Consider the following 20,527-nt stretch of genomic DNA (forward strand, 5'->3'; position numbering starts at 1 on the left):
CGACCCCCTCGTCAGCGTGATGTGAGCGGCCGCGATGCGGCGCAGTAATTGCATACAGTATTCCGACGGTCGCCGCAGGGCCAGAGGCATGCACGGCCGAGTTTCAACTCCCGCTGCGGCACGTGGAGTTCCAAACTGTCTATTGCATACTAAAGTCAGTATCCCAGCGCCTCTGACGTCGCGTCAGCGGACGAACAAGGGAGGGCCCCGCCCATGCCCGAGATACCCGCCGTGGCCGACCGCGGCCCGATCACCCGGCCCGTCCCGCTGCGGCAGGCCGTCCACGACGCCCTGATCGAGATGATCATCAACGGCACGCTGAGGCCCGGCCAGCACCTCGTCGAGGCCGAGCTGGCGGCGCACCTGGGAGTGAGCCGGCAGCCGGTGCGCGAGGCACTGCAACGGCTCCAGACCTCGGGCTGGGTCGACCTGCGCCCCGCCCAGGGCGCCTTCGTGCACTCCCCCACCGTGGAGGAGTGCGCCCAACTGCTCGGCGTACGGGCTGTGTTGGAGACCTACTCGGCGCGCGGCGCGGCCCAGCACGCGACGCCGGACGACATCGCCACGCTGTGGGAGTTGCAGCAGGTGGGCCTCGACGCGCTCGCGGCGCAGGATGCGCGGGCCATCGTCGAGGCCAACGCGGCGCTCCACGCGCACATCACCACGCTGTCCCGCAACGCGGTGCTGGCCGAGCTGATCCCGCAGGTCGACCAGCGGGTGCGCTGGTACTACACACCCATCGCCAAGCCCCGCGGCAACGACGCGTGGAGCGAGCACGCCCTGATCATCAAGGCCATCGCGGCGGGCGACCCCGACCACGCGGAGGCACTGATGCGCCGGCACACGCAGAACACCACGGACTTCTACTGCGCGCAGATCGAGGCCGTGGCCGGTTCCGGGAGCTGATCGGAACCGGCCACGCCCTTCCCCCCACCGAAGGGGCGGGGCTATGCGGTGATCTCCCGCAGCAGCCCCGTCCGGACGTCGAAGACGAACCCGCGGACGTCGTCGGTGTGCGGCAGGAACGGGGAGGTACGCACCTTCCTGAGGGACTGCCGCACATCCTGGTCCACGTCGCTGAAGCCCTCCACCGCCCACGTGGGCCGCTGCCCGACCTCCCGCTCCAGCTCGTGGCGGAACTCCTCGGTCAGCGATTCGAGGCCGCAGCCGGTGTGGTGGATGAGGACCACGCTGCGGGTGCCGAGCGCCCGCTGGCTGATGGTCAGCGACCGGATGGTGTCGTCGGTGACCACACCGCCCGCGTTGCGGACGGTGTGGCAGTCGCCGAGTTCCAGGCCGAGTGCGGCGTGCAGATCGATCCGGGCGTCCATGCACGCCACGACGGCCACTTCGAGGACCGGGCGGGCGTCCATGCCGGGGTCGGTGAAGGCGGCGGCGTACCGCTCGTTCGCCTCGACGAGGCGGTCGACCACGCTGCCCATGTCAGATGACGCCCTGTTCGGCGAGTTGCGCCAACTCGGATGCTTCCAGGCCGAGTTCATCGCCGTAGATCGCCGTGTTGTGCTCGCCGAGGAGCGGGGAGCCGGAGATGGTGGTGGGCGAGTCGGAGAGCTTGAGCGGGTTGCCCACCGTCGTGTACGTGCCGCGCCCGGGGTGCTCGACCTCGACGACCATGTCGTTGGCGACCAGCGACTCGTCCTCGATGATCTCCTTGGTGGACAGGATCGGTCCGCAGGGGATGTTGTGGGCGTTGAGCCGGTCGAGGACCTCCCACTTGGGGAGCGTGGACGACCACTCCTCGATGAGCTGGAACATCTTGTTGAGCTTCGGCAGCCGCGCCTCCGGCGTCGACCACTCCGGGTCGTCCGCCATCTCCGGCCTGCCTATCAGCTCGGCGATCGGCTTCCAGCCGACGGGCTGGACGATGACGTAGACGTAGTCGTTGGGGCCGCCGGGTGCGCACTTGACGGCCCAGCCGGGCTGTCCGCCGCCGGAGGCGTTGCCGGAGCGGGGCACCTCGTCGCCGAAGTCCTCGTTGGGGTACTCGGCCAACGGGCCGTGTGCCAGGCGCTGTTGGTCGCGCAGCTTGACCCGGCACAGGTTGAGCACGGCGTGCTGCATGGCGACGTTCACGCGCTGGCCGCGCCCGGTGTTCTCGCGCTGGAACAGGGCGGCGAGGATGCCGGCGACGGTGTGGATACCGGTGCCCGAGTCACCGATCTGCGCGCCCGTGGCCGTCGGCGGGCCGTCCTCGAAGCCCGTGGTGGCCATCGAGCCGCCCATGGCCTGGGCCACGACCTCGTACGCCTTGAAGTTGGTGTACGGGCCCTCACCGAAGCCCTTGATGGAGGCGTAGATGATGCGCGGGTTGATTTCCTGAATGCGCTCCCACGTGAAGCCCATCCGGTCGACGGCGCCGGGGCCGAAGTTCTCCACCATGACGTCCGAGCGGCGGATCAGCTCCGTGAGGATATCCTTGCCGCGCTCGGTCTTGGTGTTGAGGGTGATGCTCCGCTTGTTGGAGTTGAGCATCGTGAAGTAGAGGGAGTCGACGTCCGGGATGTCACGCAGCTGCTTCCGCGTGATGTCGCCGCTCGGCGCCTCCAGTTTGACGACGTCCGCACCCAGCCACGCCAGCAACTGCGTCGCGGACGGGCCCGACTGCACGTGCGTCATGTCGAGGACGCGCACGCCCTCCAGAGCCTTTGTCATGGTCAACTCCCGGCTTCTCGTGGTCCGTTCGGAGTTAAAAGGTCGGTACAAAGATCTGCGCGACCCTGGACACTCAGCCACCCAGTGAGGGATAACGCCTTCATACAGTATTCGTCGACTGTATGCAATAACCGGCGGCGGCATTCGTCTGCGCGCGGCCGTCGGAGCACAGGCCCGGATCACCGCACACGAAGCAACGAAGCTCTGTGAGGGAACGCCTGATATGACCTTGAACCACGGAACAGCAGAGCCGCCCGCGTATCGCGAGGTCACCGACGCCCGGGGTCGCGTCTACCGCATCGGCGAGTCGGACCGCGACATCCTCGGCCACTCCCGGCAGTTGATGGTCTACCTGCCCTGGATCGCCATGATGGGGATCAGCGTCTTCGAGTACGCGTACGGCTCGGCGGAGGACACCCTGTCGCACGCGCACAACTGGACGCAGTCCAACACCTTCTGGATCCTCAGCGTCTGGATCTTCTTCCAGGCCGGAGTCTCCTTCCCCGCCGGATGGATGCGGGAGAAGGGCATCCTGACGGCCCGTCGGGCCATGTTCATCGGCTCCGGGATGTGCCTGATCGGCTTCCTCGCCCTCTCGCACATCCACGACGTGCTCGTCGCGATCCTCGGATTCGGGGTCGTCGGCGGCATCGGCTCCGGACTGATCTACTCGACCTGCGTCAACATGGTCGGCAAGTGGTTTCCCGAACGCAAGGGCGGCAAGACGGGGTTCGTCAACGGCGGCTTCGCCTACGGGTCCCTGCCGTTCATCTTCATCTTCAACTACGCCTTCGACACCGGGAACTACCAGACGGTCCTGGACCTCGTCGGCCTGTACGTGATGGTCGTCGTGTTCGTCTGCGCCTTCTTCTTCAAGGACCCGCCGAAGAACTGGTGGCCCGCGCACATCGACCCCCTGGCCCAGGGCGGCTCCGGCAAGAGCGCCGCGAGCCTCGCCAAGAACCCGCCCGCCGTACGGCAGTTCACGCCCATGGAGGCCATCAGGACCGGCATGCTGCCGCTGATGTGGGTGGCCCTCGTCATCAGCGCCGGTGTGTCGATCTTCGGCATCTCCTTCCAGGTCGACTACGCCAAGGAAGTCGGCTTCGGCCCGCTCGTCGCCGCCTCGTCCATGGGGGTCATGGCGGTCATCAACGGCATCGGCCGCGGCGTCGTGGGCTGGGCCTCCGACAAGTGGGGCCGCAAGACGACGCTGGTGATGGTCATCCTGGTCCTCGGCCTCGCCCAGTTCGGTGTCATCTGGGCCGGAAACCTGCACAGCGAGGCGCTGTTCCTGGTCTTCGCGTTCCTCTCCGGGTTCGGCGGCGGCGCGTTCTACCCGCTGTTCGCCGCGCTCACACCGGACTACTTCGGCGAGAACTACAACGCCTCCAACTACGGCCTGGTCTACAGCGGCAAGTTGGTCAGCGGCCTGTTCGGCGGCGGCATGGGCTCCATGGTGGTCTCCGCCTGGGGCTACAACGGCGCCTACGCGCTGGCCGGCGGGACCTCACTGATCGCCGCGGTCATCGCGATGACGTTGCAGCAACCGGGCCGCCCGAAGAAGGGCACCCGGGCCGCGGCGGCCCGGCCGCAGCACGCCACCTGAGCCACCGCCCCCACCCCTCCTCCCCGGGCGAGGTGGCGGTCCCGCGCGGGCCGCTACCTCGCCCGCTGGTGGTACGACGTCCGCGTGTGTTCGGTGTGGACGCGCATGACCGCGGCGGCCCTGGCCTCGTCCCGGTCGGCGAGCGCGGCGATCAGCTCGCGGTGCTCCGCCCACGACTGGTGGCCGCGCTGCCGCGCCACCGGCGTGTAGTACCAGCGCACCCGCCGGTCCACCTGCGCGGCGAGTGCGGCGAGGACCGTGTTGCCCGCCAACTCCATGACGGTGCCGTGCAGTTGCGCGTTGAGCGCCACCGCGGCCTCCACGTCGTCCGCGGCGACCGCCCGCTCCCCCGCCTCGCACAGCTCCTCCAGCGCCGCGACGGCCGCGGCGTCGGCCCGCCCGGCGGCCAGACGTACCGCCTCCGTCTCCAACAGCGAGCGCACGGTGAGGAGTTGGTCCGCCTCGTGCTCGGTCGGCTCGTGCACGAACGCGCCCTGCGCGGGCCGCAGATCGACCCACCCCTCGGTGCTCAGCCGTTGCAGCGCCTCACGCACGGGCTGCCTCGACACCCCCAGCTGCGCCGCGAGTTCGGTCTCGACGAGGTGGGCGCCCGGCGGCAGGGTGCGGGTGATGATGAGTTCGAGCAGCGCTCCGTAGACCCGCTCGCGCAACGGTCCCGGGCGGTCCAGCTTGGGCACCGCACCTTGTGGCAGTCCTGCGGTCGGCAACATCTCGGCCCCTTCCCCCAGTACGTGTTGTCCTAGTGCTTGCCGAGGCCAATCCCAGCCTGTACACAATATCCCGTCGACACAACGTGTGCGCGGGGCGGGTGAGAACTCGCCCCGCGGCACGGCGGCGGGGTTCACGTGCGGCGGGGAGCGCCCCCTGCGCCGCGCGGAACCCCGCCGCAGCTGCGTCGGGGGCCGGACATCAACCGGTGTCCGGGGTCAGGGCATCAGCTGGTACTCGGGGAAGTTGCCGGGCAGCCGCTCCCCCGCGGGGCCCTCGGTCACGGCGCGGACCAGCAGCTCACCGCCGACGAAGGCGCCGCGCCACGAGGCGCCGAACCCGCCGAACAGCTCGTCGCGGTCACCGCGCGAACGCGGCTTGCCGTGGCCGACCTTGAACGCGCGGATCTGCGGCGCCAGCCGCGCGTACGTCGCCTCGTCGTCGGTGGAGAGGGTGGCGACGAGGGCGCCGTTGGAGGCGTTCATCGCCGCGAGGAGCTCCGCCTCCGTGTCGACGAGCACGATGGTGTCGACCGGGCCGAACGGCTCGGCATGGTGCAGCGGCGAGGACGGCGGCGGGCCGAGCAGCGTCACCGGATGGACGTACGCGCTCGTGTCCTGGCCCGGCAGGAAGAGTGCCGGGTCGGGGGCGCCGCGGTGCAGCGGAACGGCTCCGCGGTCGATCGCCTCGGTGACCTGGTCGCCCAGCTCCTTCGCCTTCGCCGCGTTGATCAGCGGCCCGAAGTCCAGTGCGGGGTACGGGTCTTCGGGGTGTTCGACGGCGAGCGGGTGGCCGACGCGCAGGGTGCGGACGGCGGGGAGGTACGCGGCGAGGAACTCGTCGAAGGCCTCGCGCTGCACCACGAACCGGGGGTAGGCGGTGCAGCGCTGCTTGCCGTAGTCGAAGAGCTTGGGGATCGCGGCCGTCAGCGTGTCCCAGTCGGTGAAGTTCCAGATGCCCCAGGTGTTGAGGCCCTCCTGCTCCAGGATGTGCCGCTTGCCCAGGTCGGCGACGTCCGTGGCGACGGCGGCGCCGGTGTCCCGGCCGCCGACGAAGGACACGCAGCCGATCTCCGGCGCCCGCACCAGCGCCTCGGAGAGCTGCCCGCCGCTGCCACTGACGAGGGTTACGGGGATGCCCTCGCGGGCGGCGAGGGCGCAGGCCAGGGTGAGGCAGGAGACGCCGCCGTCGGTCGGGGTCTTGGCGATGACGGCGTTGCCGGCGAGCGCCTGGACCAGCAGGGCGTGGGCGAGCACGCTCATCGGGTAGTTCCAGCTCGCGATGTTCGACACGGGGCCGGGCAGCGGGGTGCGCTCGCCGTCGCCGAGCATGGCGTCGATGCCGTCGACGTACCAGCGCACGCCGTCGATGGCCCGGTCGACGTCGGCCTGCGCGAGGCGCCACGGCTTGCCGATCTCCCACACCAGGAGCAGGGCGAGGAGTTCGCGGTGCTGGGTGAGCGCGTCGAGGGTCGCGGCGACGCGGGCGCGGCGCTCGGGCAGCGGGACGTGCCGCCAGGCGCGGTGCTGGTCGAGGGAGGCGCGGACGGCCCGGTGGGCGGTGTCGGCGTCGAGGCGGGGCGGCCCGGCGATGGGGCTCCCGTCGACGGGGCTGGTGGCCGGCAGGGCGCGGCCGTCGGCCTGCCAGGTGCCGTTCCACAGGTTCAGGACGCGGTCGTCGCGGAAGGCCTCGGGGGCGACGGCGAGGCAGCGCTGCCAGGCGTCGGCCCAGGAGGTACCGGACTTGAGGGTGGTTGCCATGGTGTTGGTCTCCGCTCACGGTGCACAGTCGGGGCGGGGTACTTGATGGCTGAGGTGCTGTGGTGCTGTGGTGCTGTGGTGCTGTGGACGGGAGGTGCCCACTGGGCACCTCCCGTAAGCCAAGGACCTTATAGAGAAGGCCAGTTGACGCCTATGAGAAGCGTCACTGACCGTCGGAGAGGCGGTCCAGGACGAGCCGCGCCGTCTCCGTCGGAGTCGAACCGACGCGGACGCCGACGGCCTCCAGGGCCTCCTTCTTGGCCTGCGCCGTGCCCGAGGAGCCGGAGACGATGGCGCCGGCGTGGCCCATCGTCTTGCCCTCGGGCGCGGTGAATCCGGCGATGTAGCCGACGACGGGTTTGGTGACGTGGTCGCGGATGTGTGCCGCGGCCCGCTCCTCGGCGTCGCCGCCGATCTCCCCGATGAGGACGACGAGTTCGGTCTCGGGGTCGGCCTCGAACGCTTCGAGGCAGTCGATGTGCGTGGTGCCGATGACGGGGTCGCCGCCGATGCCCACACAGGTCGAGAAGCCGATGTCGCGCAGCTCGTACATGAGTTGGTAGGTGAGGGTGCCGGACTTGGAGACGAGCCCGATGCGGCCCGGCTTGGTGATGTCGGACGGGATGATGCCCGCGTTGGAGGCGCCGGGCGTGATGAGTCCCGGGCAGTTGGGGCCGATGACACGGGTGCCCCGCCGCTTCGCGTACGCCTGGAAGGCCACGGCGTCGTGCACCGGGATGCCCTCCGTGATGACGACGGCGAGCGGGATGCCCGCGTCGGCCGCCTCGGTGACGGCGTCCTTGGCGAAGGCGGGCGGCACGAAGACGACGGTGACGTCGGCGCCGGTGGCCGCCATGCCCTCGGCGACGCCGCCGAAGACCGGGACGTCGCGGCCGTCGAGGTCGACGGTGCGCCCGGCCTTGCGGGGGTTGACGCCGCCGACGACGTTCGTGCCCGCCTGGAGCATGCGGCGGGTGTGCTTCATGCCCTCGGCGCCGGTCATGCCCTGGACGAGGACCTTGCTCTCCTGGGTCAGGTAGATGGCCATGTCCCGGCTCCTTAAAGGGGGTTGGGGGCGAGGGCGAGGTCCGCGGCCTGGCGTGCGGCGCCGTCCATCGTGGTCGCCTGTTCCACGAGGGGGTGCGCGCGCTCTTCGAGGATGGCGCGGCCGCGCGCGGCGTTGTTGCCGTCGAGCCGGACGACGAGCGGTTTGGTCAGCCGTACGTGGTCCAGGGCCTGGACGATGCCGTCGGCGACCGCGTCGCAGGCCGTGATGCCGCCGAAGACGTTGACGAAGACGGACTTCACGGCCGGGTCGGAGAGGATGACGTCGAGGCCGTCGGCCATGATCTGCGCGGAGGCCCCGCCGCCGATGTCGAGGAAGTTGGCGGGCTTCGCGCCGCAGCCCGCGACGACGTCGAGGGTGGACATGACGAGCCCGGCGCCGTTGCCGATGATGCCGACCTCGCCGTCGAGCTTCACGTAGTTGAGGCCCTTGGCCGCCGCCCGCGCCTCCAGTGGTTCGTCGTGCGCGGACTGCGGGATCTCGCCCCAACGGGCGTTGCGGAAGCGCGCGTTGTCGTCGAGGGTGACCTTGCCGTCGAGTGCGAGGATCTGCCCCTGCGCGGTGCGCACGAGCGGGTTCACCTCGACGAGCAGCGCGTCCTCGCGGGTGAGGACGTCCCACAGGCGGACGAGGACGTCGACGGTCTGCGGGGGCAGTCCGGCCGCCTCGGCGATGCGGGCGCCGACGGCGGAGGTGACACCGACGGCCGGGTCGACGGGGATGCGGGCCACGGCGTCGGGGCGGGTGGCGGCGACCTCCTCGATGTCCATGCCGCCCTCGGCGGAGGCGATGGCGAGGAAGGCGCCGGCCGCCCGGTCGAGGACGTAGGAGACGTAGTACTCGGCCTCGATGTCGACGGGTTGGGCCAGCATCACCTTCCGCACGGTGTGGCCCTTGATGTCCATGCCGAGGATCTGGCGCGCCGTCAGTTCGGCGGCGGCCGGGTCCGCGGCGAGCTTGACTCCGCCGGCCTTGCCGCGGCCGCCGGTCTTGACCTGGGCCTTCACGACGACGCGGCCGCCGAGCCGGCGCGCGAACTCCCGTGCCTCCTTCGCGGATTCGGTGACCTCGGCCCGCGGAACGGGGATGCCGTGCTCCGCGAACAGGTCCCTCGCCTGGTGTTCGTACAGGTCCATGTGCGGCTCCTGCCTGAGCTTCCGATGTGGCTCCGATGCGAAAAGTTCTGCACGCCCCCTGGACACCATCCACGCAATGCGGGATACCAGTTTTCATACAGTATTCGGCGACTGTATGCAATGTACGAGCCGGTGGACCGACCGTGGACCAGTAGCGAGGTGAGTCGTTCGTGACCAAGGCACTCGAGGGTGTGCGCGTCCTGGACATGACCCATGTCCAGTCAGGCCCATCCGCCACGCAGATGCTGGCGTGGCTGGGTGCGGACGTCGTCAAACTGGAGGCGCCGACCGGAGACATCACGCGCAAGCAGCTGCGTGACATCCCGGACGTCGACTCCCTCTACTTCACGATGCTCAACTGCAACAAGCGGAGCATCACCCTGAACACCAAGACGGACCGCGGCAAGGAGCTGCTGACCGAACTCATCCGCCGCAGCGACGTGCTGGTGGAGAACTTCGGCCCCGGCGCGGTCGACCGCATGGGCTTCACCTGGGAGCGCATCCAGGAGATCAACCCGCGCATCGTCTACGCCTCCATCAAGGGCTTCGGCGAGGGCCCGTACACCAACTTCAAGGCGTACGAGGTCGTGGCCCAGGCCATGGGAGGCTCGATGGCCACCACGGGCTTCGAGGACGGCCCGCCGACGGCCACGGGCGCGCAGATCGGTGACTCGGGGACGGGCATCCACACCGTCGCCGGCATCCTCGCCGCCCTGTTCCAGCGCGAGAACACCGGGCGCGGCCAGCGCGTGAACGTCGCCATGCAGCACGCCGTGCTCAACCTGTGCCGGGTCAAGCTGCGCGACCAACAACGTCTGGCACACGGCCCGTTGGCCGAGTACCCCAACGAGGACTTCGGCGACGAGGTGCCCCGCTCCGGCAACGCCTCCGGCGGCGGACAGCCCGGCTGGGCCGTCAAGTGCGCACCCGGCGGACCCAACGACTACGTCTACGTCATCGTCCAGCCCGTCGGCTGGAAGCCCATCACCGAGCTGATCGGGCGCCCCGAACTCGCCGAGGACGCCGACTGGGCCACGCCCGAGGCGCGGCTTCCGAAGCTCAACAAGATGTTCCAGCTCATCGAGGAGTGGTCGTCCACCCTTCCCAAGTGGGAGGTCCTCGACCAGCTGAACGCCCACAACATCCCCTGCGGCCCGATCCTCTCCACCAAGGAGATCATCGAGGACGAGTCGCTGGTGGCCAACGACATGGTCGTCGAGGTGCCGCACTCGGGACGCGGCTCCTTCAAGACCGTCGGTTCCCCTCTCAAGCTCTCCGACTCCCCCGTCGACGTCACCGCCTCTCCGCTGCTCGGCGAGCACAACGAAGAGGTCTTCATCGGTGAACTCGGCCTCGGGGACGAAGAGTTGCGTCTGCTCAAGTCGAACGGAGTGATCTGATTGATGGCCGAGGAACGCGAGCTCAAGGTACGAGCGCTGCTCGACACCGTACGGGCCGAGGGACGTACAGCGCTCACCGCGCCCGAGGGAAAGGTGGTCGCCGACGCGTACGGCATCGCCGTCCCCGGCGAGGAGCTCGCGACCGATGCCGACCAGGCGGTGACGGCCGCGGCCCGCTTCGGCGGACCCGTGGTGCTCAAGATCGTCTCACCCGACATCCTGCACAAGACCGACGCGGGCGGCGTCGTCGTCGGCGTCGAGGGCGAGAGCGCCGTACGGGAGGCGTACCAGCGGATCATCGACAACGCGCACGCGTACGCGCCGGACGCCTCCATCACCGGAATCCAGGTCCAGGAACTGCTGCCGACCGGGCCCGACACCCAGGAGGTCATCGTCGGGTCGGTCACCGATCCGACCTTCGGCAAGGTCGTCGCCTTCGGGCTCGGCGGCGTCCTCGTCGAGGTACTGAAGGACGTCACCTTCCGCCTCGCGCCGGTGTCGGAGGACGAGTCCCTCGACATGCTCCACTCGATCAAGGCCGCGGAGGTGCTGCGCGGTGTGCGCGGCGCCAAGGGCGTCGACCGGGAGGCGCTGGCGGAGCAGATCCGCCGGGTGTCCCAACTGGTCACGGAGTTCCCCGAGATAGCCGAGGTCGACCTCAACCCGGTGATCGCGACCCCGCGGGGCGCGCTCGCCGCCGACATCCGGATCATCCTCGCCGAGGGCGAGCCGAAGCAGCGGCGCACCTACTCGCGCGAGGAGATCCTCACCTCGATGCGGCGGCTGATGCAACCGCAGTCCATCACCGTGATCGGCGCCTCCAACGAGCAGGGCAAGATCGGCAACTCGGTGATGCGCAACCTCATCGACGGCGGCTTCTCCGGGGAGATCCACCCGGTGAACCCCAAGGCCGACGACATCCTGGGCCGCAAGGCGTACAAGAGCGTCACGGACGTGCCCGGCGACGTCGACGTGGCGGTCTTCGCGATCCCCGCCAAGTTCGTGGCTGCGGCCCTGGAGGAGGTCGGCCGCAAGGGCATCCCGAACGCGGTCCTCATCCCCTCCGGGTTCGCCGAGACCGGCGAGCACGAGCTCCAGGAGGAGATCGTCGCCATCGCCGAGCGCCACGGCACCCGCCTCCTCGGCCCGAACATCTACGGCTACTACTCGACGTGGCAGGACCTGTGCGCCACGTTCTGCACGCCGTACGACGTGAAGGGCGGTGTCGCGCTGACCTCGCAGTCCGGCGGCATCGGCATGGCCATCCTCGGCTTCGCGCGCACCACGAAGACGGGTGTCTCGGCGATCGTCGGGCTCGGCAACAAGTCGGACCTCGACGAGGACGACCTGCTGACCTGGTTCGGCGAGGACCCCAACACCGACTGCATCGCGATGCACTTGGAGGACCTCAAGGACGGGCGCGCCTTCGTGGAGGCCGCACGCGCGACCGTGCCGAAGAAGCCGGTCGTCGTCCTGAAGGCGGGGCGTACGGCGGCGGGCGCGAAGGCGGCCGGTTCGCACACGGGCGCGCTCGCGGGCGACGACGCCGTGTACGACGACATCCTCAAGCAGGCCGGTGTCATCCGGGCCCCGGGCCTGAACGACATGCTGGAGTACGCGCGGGCGCTGCCGGTCCTTCCGACGCCCCAGGGCGACAACGTCGTGATCATCACGGGGGCCGGCGGTTCGGGTGTGCTGCTGTCGGACGCGGTGATGGACAACGGGCTCGAACTGATGGAGATCCCGGCCGACCTGGACGAGGCCTTCCGGAAGTTCATCCCGCCCTTCGGGGCCGCCGGCAACCCCGTCGACATCACGGGCGGCGAGCCGCCGTCGACGTACGAGGCGACGATCCGGCTCGGTCTGGAGGATCCGCGGATCCATTCGCTCGTGCTCGGCTACTGGCACACCATCGTCACCCCGCCCATGGTGTTCGCGGAGGTGACGGCGCGCGTCGTCCAGGAGTTCCGGGAGCGTGGCATCGAGAAGCCGGTGGTCGCGTCGCTGGCCGGGGACGTCGAGGTCGAGGAGGCGTGCCAGTACCTCTTCGACCGGGGTGTGGTGGCGTACCCGTACACGACGGAGAAGCCGGTCGCGGTGCTCGGGGCCAAGTACAAGTGGGCGCGGGCGGCGGGCAAGTTGGGCGGTGGCCGATGACTTGATCCAAGGGCTCGAACCACGGGGCTCGCGGCGACCGCTCGACCGCGGGCCCCGGCGCGACTGAGAAGCAAGAACGGGCAGGGGGCGCTGGCCAGACTTCTTCCACGCAAGGGGTTCGATCTGCATGACGACAACCGACTTCCCGACACCCGTCCCCTACAGGGAGGTGACGGACGCAAACGGCCGCACGTACCGAGTCGGCGAGACCGACATCGACATCATGGGCCGCAAGCGCAAGTGGATGGTCATCCTGCCGTGGATCGGCATGATGGGCATCAGCTCGGCGGAGTACGCGTTCGCGTCCGCCGAGGACACGCTGCACAGCGCACATCACTGGTCCGACGGCACCGTCTTCTGGATGATGACCGTCTGGGTGTTCTTCCAGGCCGCGGTCGCCATGCCCGCGGGCAAACTCCGTGAGAGCGGCAAACTCCCGGCCCGCTGGGCGATGATGCTCGGCGCGCTCGGCACCCTGCTCGGCTATCTGTCGCTCGCCTACGCCACGCACCCGATCTTCGCGTACGTCGGGTTCAGCATGTTCTCCGGCATGGGCGCGGGCATGGTGTACGCCACCTGCGTCAACATGGTCGGCAAGTGGTACCCGGAGCGCAGGGGTGGCAAGACCGGCTTCGTGAACGGCGGTTTCGCCTACGGTTCGGTGCCGTTCGTCTTCCTGTTCACCGGCGTCATGGACACCTCGAACTTCAAGGTGATCCTGGTCTCCGTCGGCGTGGGACTGGCCGCCATGGTCGCGGCCGCCGGCTTCTTCTTCAAGGACCCGCCGAAGAACTGGTGGCCCGCGTCGGTCGACCCGCTGAACCCGCCCGAGGACCCGCGGGCCCGCCGCTCGCTGGAGAAGAACCCGCCGGCCATCAAGCAGTTCGCTCCCGGCGAGGCGTGGCGGACCGGCAAGGTCGCCCTGCTCTGGGTCTGTCTGGCGTGCACCTCGGGTGTGAACATCTTCGGCATCGCCTTCCAGGTCGACATCGGCAAGGAGGCGGGGTTCGCCGGGGGGATCGTGGCGACGGCGATGTCGCTCAAGGCGATCGTGAACGGCACCGGGCGCGGCGTGATCGGCTGGCTCTCCGACCTCTACGGCCGCCACCTGTGCCTGCTGTACGTCTGCATCATCCTGGGCCTCTCCCAGTTCGGCATCCTGTGGTCGGCCGGTATCGAGAACCTGCCGCTGTTCCTGATCTTCTCCTCGATCTCCGGCTTCGGCGGCGGCGCGATCTTCCCGATGTTCGCGGCGCTGACCGCGGACTACTTCGGTGAGAACAACAACGCCACCAACTACGGCATGGTCTACAGCGCCAAGCTGGTCTCCGGTCTCGGCGCGGGCATGGGTTCCGTGGTCGTCGCCGCCTGGGGGCACTCCGGTGCCTTCATGCTGGCCGGCTGCATCTCCCTGTTCGCGGGCGGGCTGTCCCTGCTGCTGCGGGCACCCGGCCGCGACCGCAAGGGCAACCTGCTGGTGAAGGCCAACCCCGCCCCCATCAGCAGGGAGGCCGACTGACCCTGCCGACGGTGCGCGGCGTGTGCGCGCACCGTTCCTCGCACGGATGAGTGGGGCCCGGTCCGAGGACCGGGCCCCACTCATGTCTCATGCGGTGTGGGCTACTTGCGCAGGGCGGCCAGGTTGTCGTAGCCGATCCGGGCGTGGGTCAGGGACTGCGCGGGGTCGGTGGCGCTGGGCGCGTTGTCCTGCTCGACCATGGGGTTGTGGTAGTTGCGGGCGCCGACCCGCTTGAAGAACGTGCGGTAGTCGATGACACCTTCGCCGAAGGGCACCATGTCGTAGCCCATGCCGTTGGTGTCGTTGCGGGTGCCGTCCTTGGCGTGGAACAGCGGGTAGCGCGCGTTGTGGGCGACGACGAGCGCGGCCGGGTCGAAGACGTCCTCGCGCGTGGAGCCGTCGTGCGCGGTGTAGGTGTGGAACTTGTACTGGGCCACGTGCGCCCAGAAGATGTCCATCTCCAGCCAGACCGTCTTCGGGTCGCTGACCCGCAGGAAGTACTCCAGCTTGCGGATGCCGGAGCTGCGGGTGGGGCGGCCCTGGTCGTCGAGCGGACCTCCGTCGAGCAGGAAACCGTACGCGGCGTCGTGGTTGTGGGTGTAGAGCTTGAGGCCCGCCCGGTGCGCGATCCGCCCCAGCGCGTTCCACTTGTCGGCGGCCACGTCCCAGTCCGCCTTGTAGGAGCTGCCGGTGGGGTCGCCGCCGGTGCCCATGTGGTCCATGCCGAGGATGTTCGCGATCTCCAGGTGCTTCTTGAACTGGTCGGTGTCGGCCTGGGTGAGCGGCCACGACGACGGGATGAACCCGTGGTTGCCCTGGGCGCGCAGCCCGTACTCGTCGAGCCACCGGCGCAGCAGCTTCGCGCCCTCGACCGACTCCAGGTTGGCGCCGCCGGGCGCGTTGGCGTGCTGGCCGTACCCGGCGAACTCGACCTGCTTGTACCCGTAGCGGGCCAGCTCCTTGAACACCTCGCGGAAGCCCGAGGGCAGGGGGGAGGCGAGCGGGTCGCGGCCGATGGCGTCGCGCACGGTGTAGAGGATGATGCCGCGCTTGTCGGCGGGGATCAGTCGGGTGCCGTGGCCGCCGCCTCGGGAGGCGGTGCCGGTGGCCGACTGGGCGAGGGCGGAGGCCGCGCCGAACACGGGGGCGGCGATGGCGGCGCCGGCGGCGGTCGCGGTGCAGGTGCTCAGGAAGCGGCGGCGGCTGATGCCGAGGCGGGCTCTGAGGGCGTCGTCGGGGGTGCGGTGGAGGTCGGTCACGGTGTCATCCTTCGATCCGGTGAATCCGGGCTCGCGGCCCGGGAATTGTCATTGGCTTGTGCTTCACTCTCTGTAACTGCCGCTCCTGCGAGTTCGAGGAGCAGGGCTTTCACTTCGGTGGCCGCGACGCGGCCCGGGAACGCGTGGGGGGTGGAGCACAGGATGAGCGGACCTTCTTCGTCGCTCGCCGGGAGCCGGCCGTGGCTGCCGCGAATAGGTGAGGCGTCGAGCGGGACGACGGCCATGCGGTAGCGCATGCCGAGCTTCTTGCGGGCGAGGGCGGTGGCCGCCTTGACCTTCACATAGGGGTCGAGGGGGTCCATGAAGAGTTCGACCGGGTCGTAGCCGGGTTTGCGGTGGATCTCGACGAGCTGCGCGAAGTCGGGCGCGCGGGCGTCGTCGAGCCAGTAGTAGTACGTGAACCAGGCGTCGGCCTCCGCGACGGCGACGAGTTCGCCGGAGCGCGGATGGTCGAGCTGATTCGCCTTCTTGCCCTCGTCGTCGAGGAGTTGCTCGATGCCGGGGAGCTCGGCGAGCGCCGCACGGGTGGCCTCCAGGTCCTCGGGGCGCCGCACGTACACATGGGCGATCTGATGGTCCGCGACGGCGAAGGCCCGCGACGCCATCGGGTCGAGGTACTCCATACCGTCCTGCGTGTGCACCTCCAGCAGCCCCGCGCGGCGCAGCGCCCGGTTGATGTGGACCGGGCGGTCCACGCGGGTGATGCCGTACTCGGACAGGGCGACGACGGTACGGCCTTCGGCGCGGGCGTCGTCCAGGAGCGGGGCGAGGGCGGCGTCGAGCTCGGCGGCCGCCCGGTGGGAGCGAGGGTCGTCGGGACCGTAGCGCTGCAGGTCGTAGTCGAGATGCGGGAGGTAACTCAGGATCAGGTCAGGATGCCGAGTGGCCAGCACATGCCGGGTGGCATCGATGATCCACCGGCTGGACACGAGGTCGGCGCCGGGTCCCCAGAAGTGGAACAGGGGGAACGTGCCGAGGGCGTCGGTGAGTTCGTCGTGCAGGTCCGGGGGCCGGGTGTAGCAGTCGGGTTCCTTGCGGCCGTCGGCGTAGTAGACGGGACGAGGTGTGACGGTGATGTCGGTGTCGGCCCCCATGGCGTACCACCAGCAGATGTTGGCGACCGTGTACCCGGGGTGGGCGCGGCGGGCGGCGTCCCAGAGCTTGTCCCCGGCGACGAGCCCGTTGTGCTGCCGCCACAGCAGCACGTCCCCGAGCTCCCGGAAGTACCACCCATTGCCGACGATGCCGTGCTCGGCGGGTGTGGTGCCGGTCAGGAAGGTGGACTGCGCGGCACAGGTGACAGCCGGCAACACGGTCCCGAGCGCAGCCTGCGTCCCGCCCCCGGCAAGACGCCTGAGCCCCGGCATGTGCGCCAGCAGCCGGGGGGTGAGACCGACGATGTCGAGGACGAGGAGGGGGGTGGTGGTAGGTGAGGTGGACACATCGGTGGGCGCCGATCCGGCCACTTTTAGCCCCTCCGGCGATTGAGGAGCGCACGTGGGCGGCGGTCCGGGCATTTTCAGCCCCTCCGGCGATTGAGGAGCGGGGTCCGGGGCGGAGCCCCGTGGCGTGGGGGCACCTCCCGGGGTGTCGGCGGGCGGCATGCCGGTCATGGCAACTCCTTCAGGCCGAGGTCGGTCAACAGGTCCCGGGCCAACGCGAGTTCCGCCGCAATGCCATCGGCAAGCTGCTGCCGCCCCCTCGGCCGCAACTGAACCGGCAACGCCTGCCACGTGTACGTCTCGACCTCAAGATGCCGCACCACCGGACGCACACCACCGACGAGCCGAGCCAACGTGTCCTTCAGGACACCCAGCGTGGAGGTGAGAGGCGCGGCCGGAGCCGCATGCAACGGAACGTGGAAGTGGGCCCGCCACGGCACATCCCGTGGCAGCGCGCTCCCGCCCACCGCAACCGCCTCGCCCAGGTCGTCGACGGCATGCAGCACACCGTCACCACGGGCGCGGGTCTGATGCAGAAAACGCGGCTCGTCGAACGCGGCGAGCGCGGATCGAACTTCGGGGAGATGGGGGTGCTCGGCATGAAGTGCGGCGGAAAGCTGCGCCTTCACCACGGGGATGCGCGCGGCGGCGAGCGCGTCGAGCGCGGCATCGGGCCGCTCGAAGGAGGTGGCGAGGTGACAGGTGTCCAGGCACAGCCCGACACGATCGGTACGGCCGACACGGGTGAGCGGCTCAATGGCGTCGCCGGTGGTCTCGACGACGCAGCCGGGCTCCGGTTCCAGACCGACGCGGATCGACCGCCCGGTCAACTCCTCGACGTGGTCGAGACGATCCGCCAGGGTACGCAGAGCGGCACGGGCCGACTCGGCCCGCCGTGCGTCGTGGGCCGTACGCCAGGCGAGCGGAAGAGTGGACACGGTGCCTTCGGCGGCGTCGGCGGGCAGCAGCGCGGCGAGCAGCCGGGCCAGGTCGACGGTGTGGGTGAGGCGCTCCTCGTCGGCCCAGTCGGGTTTGTAGACGCGGTACTTGACCTCGGCCGCGCCGAACCCTTCGTAGGGGAAGCCGTTGAGGGTGACGACCTCGAGGCCGCGCCGGTCGAGTTCCGTGCGCAGCCCGCGCAGCGCCGCCGGGTCGGCGACCAGGGCGCGGGCGGCGTCCCTGGCGAGCCACAGGCCGATGCCGAGCCGGTCCCTGCCGAGGCGTTTGCGTACGGGTTCGCAGTGGTCGCGCAGTTGGGCGAGGACGCCGTCGAGGGTTTCGGCGGGGTGCACGTTGGTGCAGTACGCGAGGTGGACGGTCGAGCCGTCGGGGTGCCGGAAGCGCACGGGTCACTCACCTCCGCGCAGGATCGAGTTGCCTTCGTGGGTGGCGGGTTCCGTCGCCGGGACGTCGAGTCGCAGGCGGCCGCTGAGGCCGTAGAAGGCGACCGGGTTGCGCCACAGCACGTGGTCGACGTCGTCGTCGGTGAAGCCGGAGGCGAGCATGGCGTCGGCGACCTTGCGGGTCTTCAGGGGGTCGCTGTTGCCCCAGTCGGCGGCGGAGTTGACGAGGACCTTCTCCGGGCCGTGGACGCGCAGGATCTCCACCATGCGCTCCTCGTCCATCTTGGTGTCGGGGTAGACGGAGAAGCCGAGCCAGGCCCCGGAGTCCTTGGCCTCCTTGACGGTGGTCTCGTTGAGGTGATCGATCAGGACGCGGTCGACGGGCAGCGCGGATTCGCGGACGACGTCGAGGGTGCGGCGCAGCCCGGCGAGCTTGTCGCGGTGCGGGGTGTGCACGAGGGCGGGGAGCCCGTGGTCGACGGCGAGTTGCAGCTGCGCGGCGAGCGCGGTGTCCTCGGCGGGGGTCATGGAGTCGTAGCCGATCTCGCCGACGGCGACGACGTTGTCCTTCATGAGGTAGCGGGGCAGCGCGTCCAGGACGGGCGTGCAACGCGGGTCGTTCGCCTCCTTGGGGTTGAGGGCGATCGTGCAGTGGTGCGCGATGCCGTACTGCGCGGCGCGGAACGGTTCCCAGCCCAGCAGGGAGTCGAAGTAGTCGAAGAAGGAGGCGGGCGAGGTGCGGGGCTGGCCGAGCCAGAAGGCGGGCTCCACCAGGGCCCGTACGCCGGCGGCGTGCATGGCCTTGTAGTCGTCGGTGGTGCGCGAGGTCATGTGGATGTGGGGGTCGAAGATGCGCATCAGAACTCCTTGCCGTGGGGGTCGACCCGGCTGTTCGTCAGTGGCTCGGGTGCGGTCAGGGCCAGGACGCGGTGCAGGTCGTCGGGGACGGGGCGGCCCGCGGCGGTGCGTTCGTCGGCGAAGTCACCGAGCATGCGGGCGAGTTCGCTGTCGCCCGTGGCGCGCTCGGCGAGGCCCGCCACGGCGTCCACGCTCACCCCGGTGAACAGGCACTTGAGGACGGCGTGCCGCCACGCGTGGGCGGGCAGGTGCGCGGCCGCGTACGGGCCGACGGCGGCGGCCACCAGGCGGGTGTCGTTGGCGCGCAGCGCGTCCTCGACGAGGGGGCGGGCGTCCGGGCCCTCGACCAGGTGGGGCAGGGCGAGCAGGACGGCGCGGCGCTCGGCGGCGGTGCCCTGGGTGTACAGCGCGGTGAGGGTGGCGGTGTCGGGGCGGGCCGCGTGCAGCAGCAGGACACGGGCGGCGTCGGCGTGTGCGTCACCGGCGCGGCGACCGGCTTCGGCGTACCGCAACTCCCAGGCGGCGATGGTGTGTTCGGGTGCGCCGGGCTCGGGTCGGGCGGTGGCCTCGACGAGCGAGGCGTCGAGCCAGGCACGGGCGGCGGTGTCGAGTGTGGCGTCGAGGCGCTCGCGGAGGGCGCCGAGGGAGGGAAGGGCGCTGTACGTCATGAGGCGCCTCCTCGCCGCGCCGAGCGATGCACCGAACGGTGCGCCGACCGGTGCGCCGCGCGCAGGAACTCGATGGATTGCGCGGCCAGTTGGGGTCCCGCGTGGGAGTGGCGGGGCAGCTCGACGACGGTCAGACCCCGGTAGCCGGTGGCGGCGAGGGCGTCGAGCACGGGCGGGAAGTCGATGTCCCCTTCCCCGAACGGCAGATGCTCGTGCATGCCCCGGCGCATGTCCTCGATCTGCACGTGTCGCAGCCAGGGCGCGGCCTCGCGCACGCACTCCGCGGGCGACAGGGGTTCCAGGCACTGGCAGTGCCCGATGTCGAGGGTCAGCCCGAGTGGTTCGGGACTGCCCAGGTCACGCCGGAACCGGTGGAAGTCGGCGAGCGTGCCGAGCAGATGTCCGGGCTCGGGCTCGACCGCCAGCGGAACACCTGCGGCGTCTGCCGCTTCCAGGACAGGGGTGAGCGCGATGGCGAACCGCTTCCAGGCGACGTCCGGATCGGTGCCGTCGGGGACGACGCCGCTGAAGCAGTGCAGCGCGTGGGCCCCGAGGTCGGCGGCGACCCGCACGGCCCGCACGAGCAGCCGTACCCGCGCGGCCCGCGCCTCCGGGTCCGGATCGAGGAGGGAGGGGCCGTGCTTGCGGCGCGGATCGAGCACGTAGCGGCCCCCGGTCTCCACGGTGACCGTGAGCCCGTGCCGGTCGAGCGCCCGGCCCACCTCGCGGGTACGGGCCGCCAGGTCCGGCGCGAGCGGGTCGAGGTGCATGTGGTCGAGGGTGAGCCCGACCCCGTCGTACCCGAGCTCGGCGAGCAGCCCGAGGGCGTCGCTCAGGCGCAGATCGGTGAGCCCGTTGGTGCCGTAGCCCCAGCGGGGAGCGGTGAG

The 20,527-nt window shown here is 70.2% G+C and carries 17 protein-coding genes; 5 read left to right on the forward strand and 12 right to left on the reverse strand.

Translation table 11 applies throughout. The features are described 5' to 3' along the window. Window positions 1–213 precede the first annotated feature (213 nt). A complete protein-coding gene (locus ACYBSK_RS25650) occupies window positions 214–906 on the forward strand; it encodes a GntR family transcriptional regulator (RefSeq protein ID WP_457479574.1) in 693 nt (230 codons plus the stop codon). A gap of 41 nt (window positions 907–947) precedes the next feature. Here ACYBSK_RS25650 and ACYBSK_RS25655 read toward each other — a convergent pair whose 3' ends face one another. Then, entirely contained in the window at window positions 948–1,442 is a 495-nt protein-coding gene (locus tag ACYBSK_RS25655; RefSeq protein ID WP_460243505.1) for a beta-class carbonic anhydrase, read from the reverse strand. 1 nt (window position 1,443) lies between these two features. Next, window positions 1,444–2,673: a formyl-CoA transferase gene (gene frc, locus ACYBSK_RS25660; protein ID WP_460243506.1), complete on the reverse strand. Its 1,230-nt coding sequence runs from the start codon at window positions 2,671–2,673 to the stop codon at window positions 1,444–1,446. Between the two features lie 223 nt (window positions 2,674–2,896). On the opposite strand from frc (ACYBSK_RS25660), the gene ACYBSK_RS25665 reads away from it, so the two are divergent. Beyond that, entirely contained in the window at window positions 2,897–4,282 is a 1,386-nt protein-coding gene (locus ACYBSK_RS25665) for an OFA family MFS transporter (RefSeq protein ID WP_457479577.1), read from the forward strand. A 53-nt stretch (window positions 4,283–4,335) separates the two neighbouring features. On the opposite strand, the gene ACYBSK_RS25670 is transcribed toward ACYBSK_RS25665, so the two are convergent. From ACYBSK_RS25670 to sucC, 4 genes are all read right to left on the reverse strand, one after another. Then, entirely contained in the window at window positions 4,336–5,010 is a 675-nt protein-coding gene (locus tag ACYBSK_RS25670) for a GntR family transcriptional regulator (protein WP_457481853.1), read from the reverse strand. A gap of 219 nt (window positions 5,011–5,229) precedes the next feature. Then, window positions 5,230–6,771, reverse strand: a complete 1,542-nt coding sequence (locus ACYBSK_RS25675) for an aldehyde dehydrogenase family protein (protein WP_460243507.1) — start codon at window positions 6,769–6,771, stop codon at window positions 5,230–5,232. 163 nt (window positions 6,772–6,934) lie between these two features. Further along, window positions 6,935–7,819: a succinate--CoA ligase subunit alpha gene (gene sucD / locus ACYBSK_RS25680; protein WP_460243508.1), complete on the reverse strand. Its 885-nt coding sequence runs from the start codon at window positions 7,817–7,819 to the stop codon at window positions 6,935–6,937. A gap of 11 nt (window positions 7,820–7,830) precedes the next feature. Further along, window positions 7,831–8,973 (reverse strand): ADP-forming succinate--CoA ligase subunit beta, encoded by a 1,143-nt coding sequence (sucC, locus tag ACYBSK_RS25685; RefSeq protein WP_460243509.1) that lies wholly within the window; start codon window positions 8,971–8,973, stop codon window positions 7,831–7,833. 170 nt (window positions 8,974–9,143) lie between these two features. On the opposite strand from sucC, the gene frc (ACYBSK_RS25690) reads away from it, so the two are divergent. The 3 genes from frc (ACYBSK_RS25690) to ACYBSK_RS25700 all read left to right on the forward strand — a co-directional run bounded on the left by frc (ACYBSK_RS25690) (window position 9,144) and on the right by ACYBSK_RS25700 (window position 14,049). After that, complete coding sequence (gene frc / locus ACYBSK_RS25690; protein WP_460243510.1) at window positions 9,144–10,373, forward strand: formyl-CoA transferase; 1,230 nt, start codon at window positions 9,144–9,146, stop codon at window positions 10,371–10,373. A gap of 3 nt (window positions 10,374–10,376) precedes the next feature. Then, window positions 10,377–12,530 (forward strand): acetate--CoA ligase family protein, encoded by a 2,154-nt coding sequence (locus ACYBSK_RS25695; RefSeq protein ID WP_460243511.1) that lies wholly within the window; start codon window positions 10,377–10,379, stop codon window positions 12,528–12,530. A gap of 127 nt (window positions 12,531–12,657) precedes the next feature. Then, on the forward strand, window positions 12,658–14,049 hold the full coding sequence (locus tag ACYBSK_RS25700; protein WP_457479583.1) for an OFA family MFS transporter: 1,392 nt from the start codon (window positions 12,658–12,660) through the stop codon (window positions 14,047–14,049). A gap of 101 nt (window positions 14,050–14,150) precedes the next feature. Here the strand turns inward: ACYBSK_RS25700 and ACYBSK_RS25705 are convergent, their stop codons facing one another. The 6 genes from ACYBSK_RS25705 to ACYBSK_RS25730 all read right to left on the reverse strand — a co-directional run bounded on the left by ACYBSK_RS25705 (window position 14,151) and on the right by ACYBSK_RS25730 (window position 20,482). After that, window positions 14,151–15,308 (reverse strand): sugar phosphate isomerase/epimerase family protein, encoded by a 1,158-nt coding sequence (locus ACYBSK_RS25705; protein WP_460243512.1) that lies wholly within the window; start codon window positions 15,306–15,308, stop codon window positions 14,151–14,153. Continuing rightward, window positions 15,305–16,771, reverse strand: coding sequence for an alkaline phosphatase family protein (locus ACYBSK_RS25710; RefSeq protein WP_460243513.1), 1,467 nt, complete (start codon window positions 16,769–16,771; stop codon window positions 15,305–15,307). The genes ACYBSK_RS25705 and ACYBSK_RS25710 overlap by 4 nt, the downstream gene beginning before the upstream one ends. A gap of 167 nt (window positions 16,772–16,938) precedes the next feature. Beyond that, entirely contained in the window at window positions 16,939–18,117 is a 1,179-nt protein-coding gene (gene eboE, locus ACYBSK_RS25715) for a metabolite traffic protein EboE (protein WP_460243514.1), read from the reverse strand. A 3-nt stretch (window positions 18,118–18,120) separates the two neighbouring features. Continuing rightward, window positions 18,121–18,972, reverse strand: coding sequence for a TatD family hydrolase (locus ACYBSK_RS25720; protein ID WP_457479587.1), 852 nt, complete (start codon window positions 18,970–18,972; stop codon window positions 18,121–18,123). Further along, on the reverse strand, window positions 18,972–19,640 hold the full coding sequence (locus ACYBSK_RS25725) for an EboA domain-containing protein (RefSeq protein ID WP_460243515.1): 669 nt from the start codon (window positions 19,638–19,640) through the stop codon (window positions 18,972–18,974). Before ACYBSK_RS25725 ends, ACYBSK_RS25720 begins: the two co-directional genes overlap by 1 nt. Next, on the reverse strand, window positions 19,637–20,482 hold the full coding sequence (locus ACYBSK_RS25730; protein WP_460247099.1) for a sugar phosphate isomerase/epimerase family protein: 846 nt from the start codon (window positions 20,480–20,482) through the stop codon (window positions 19,637–19,639). The genes ACYBSK_RS25725 and ACYBSK_RS25730 overlap by 4 nt, the downstream gene beginning before the upstream one ends. Window positions 20,483–20,527: the final 45 nt, after the last annotated feature.

It is taken from the genome of Streptomyces sp. BYX5S (assembly GCF_054724165.1).

Bases quoted from the DNA above. Each gene is read 5' to 3' on its own strand.
- ACYBSK_RS25720 (WP_457479587.1), bottom strand. From the start codon at position 18,972: ATGCGCATCTTCGACCCCCACATCCACATGACCTCGCGCACCACCGAC.
- ACYBSK_RS25675 (WP_460243507.1), bottom strand. From the start codon at position 6,771: ATGGCAACCACCCTCAAGTCCGGTACCTCCTGGGCCGACGCCTGGCAG.
- sucC (WP_460243509.1), bottom strand. From the start codon at position 8,973: ATGGACCTGTACGAACACCAGGCGAGGGACCTGTTCGCGGAGCACGGC.
- ACYBSK_RS25655 (WP_460243505.1), bottom strand. From the start codon at position 1,442: ATGGGCAGCGTGGTCGACCGCCTCGTCGAGGCGAACGAGCGGTACGCC.
- ACYBSK_RS25700 (WP_457479583.1), top strand. From the start codon at position 12,658: ATGACGACAACCGACTTCCCGACACCCGTCCCCTACAGGGAGGTGACG.
- ACYBSK_RS25695 (WP_460243511.1), top strand. From the start codon at position 10,377: ATGGCCGAGGAACGCGAGCTCAAGGTACGAGCGCTGCTCGACACCGTA.
- ACYBSK_RS25725 (WP_460243515.1), bottom strand. From the start codon at position 19,640: ATGACGTACAGCGCCCTTCCCTCCCTCGGCGCCCTCCGCGAGCGCCTC.
- ACYBSK_RS25650 (WP_457479574.1), top strand. From the start codon at position 214: ATGCCCGAGATACCCGCCGTGGCCGACCGCGGCCCGATCACCCGGCCC.
- ACYBSK_RS25665 (WP_457479577.1), top strand. From the start codon at position 2,897: ATGACCTTGAACCACGGAACAGCAGAGCCGCCCGCGTATCGCGAGGTC.
- frc (WP_460243506.1), bottom strand. From the start codon at position 2,673: ATGACAAAGGCTCTGGAGGGCGTGCGCGTCCTCGACATGACGCACGTG.
- sucD (WP_460243508.1), bottom strand. From the start codon at position 7,819: ATGGCCATCTACCTGACCCAGGAGAGCAAGGTCCTCGTCCAGGGCATG.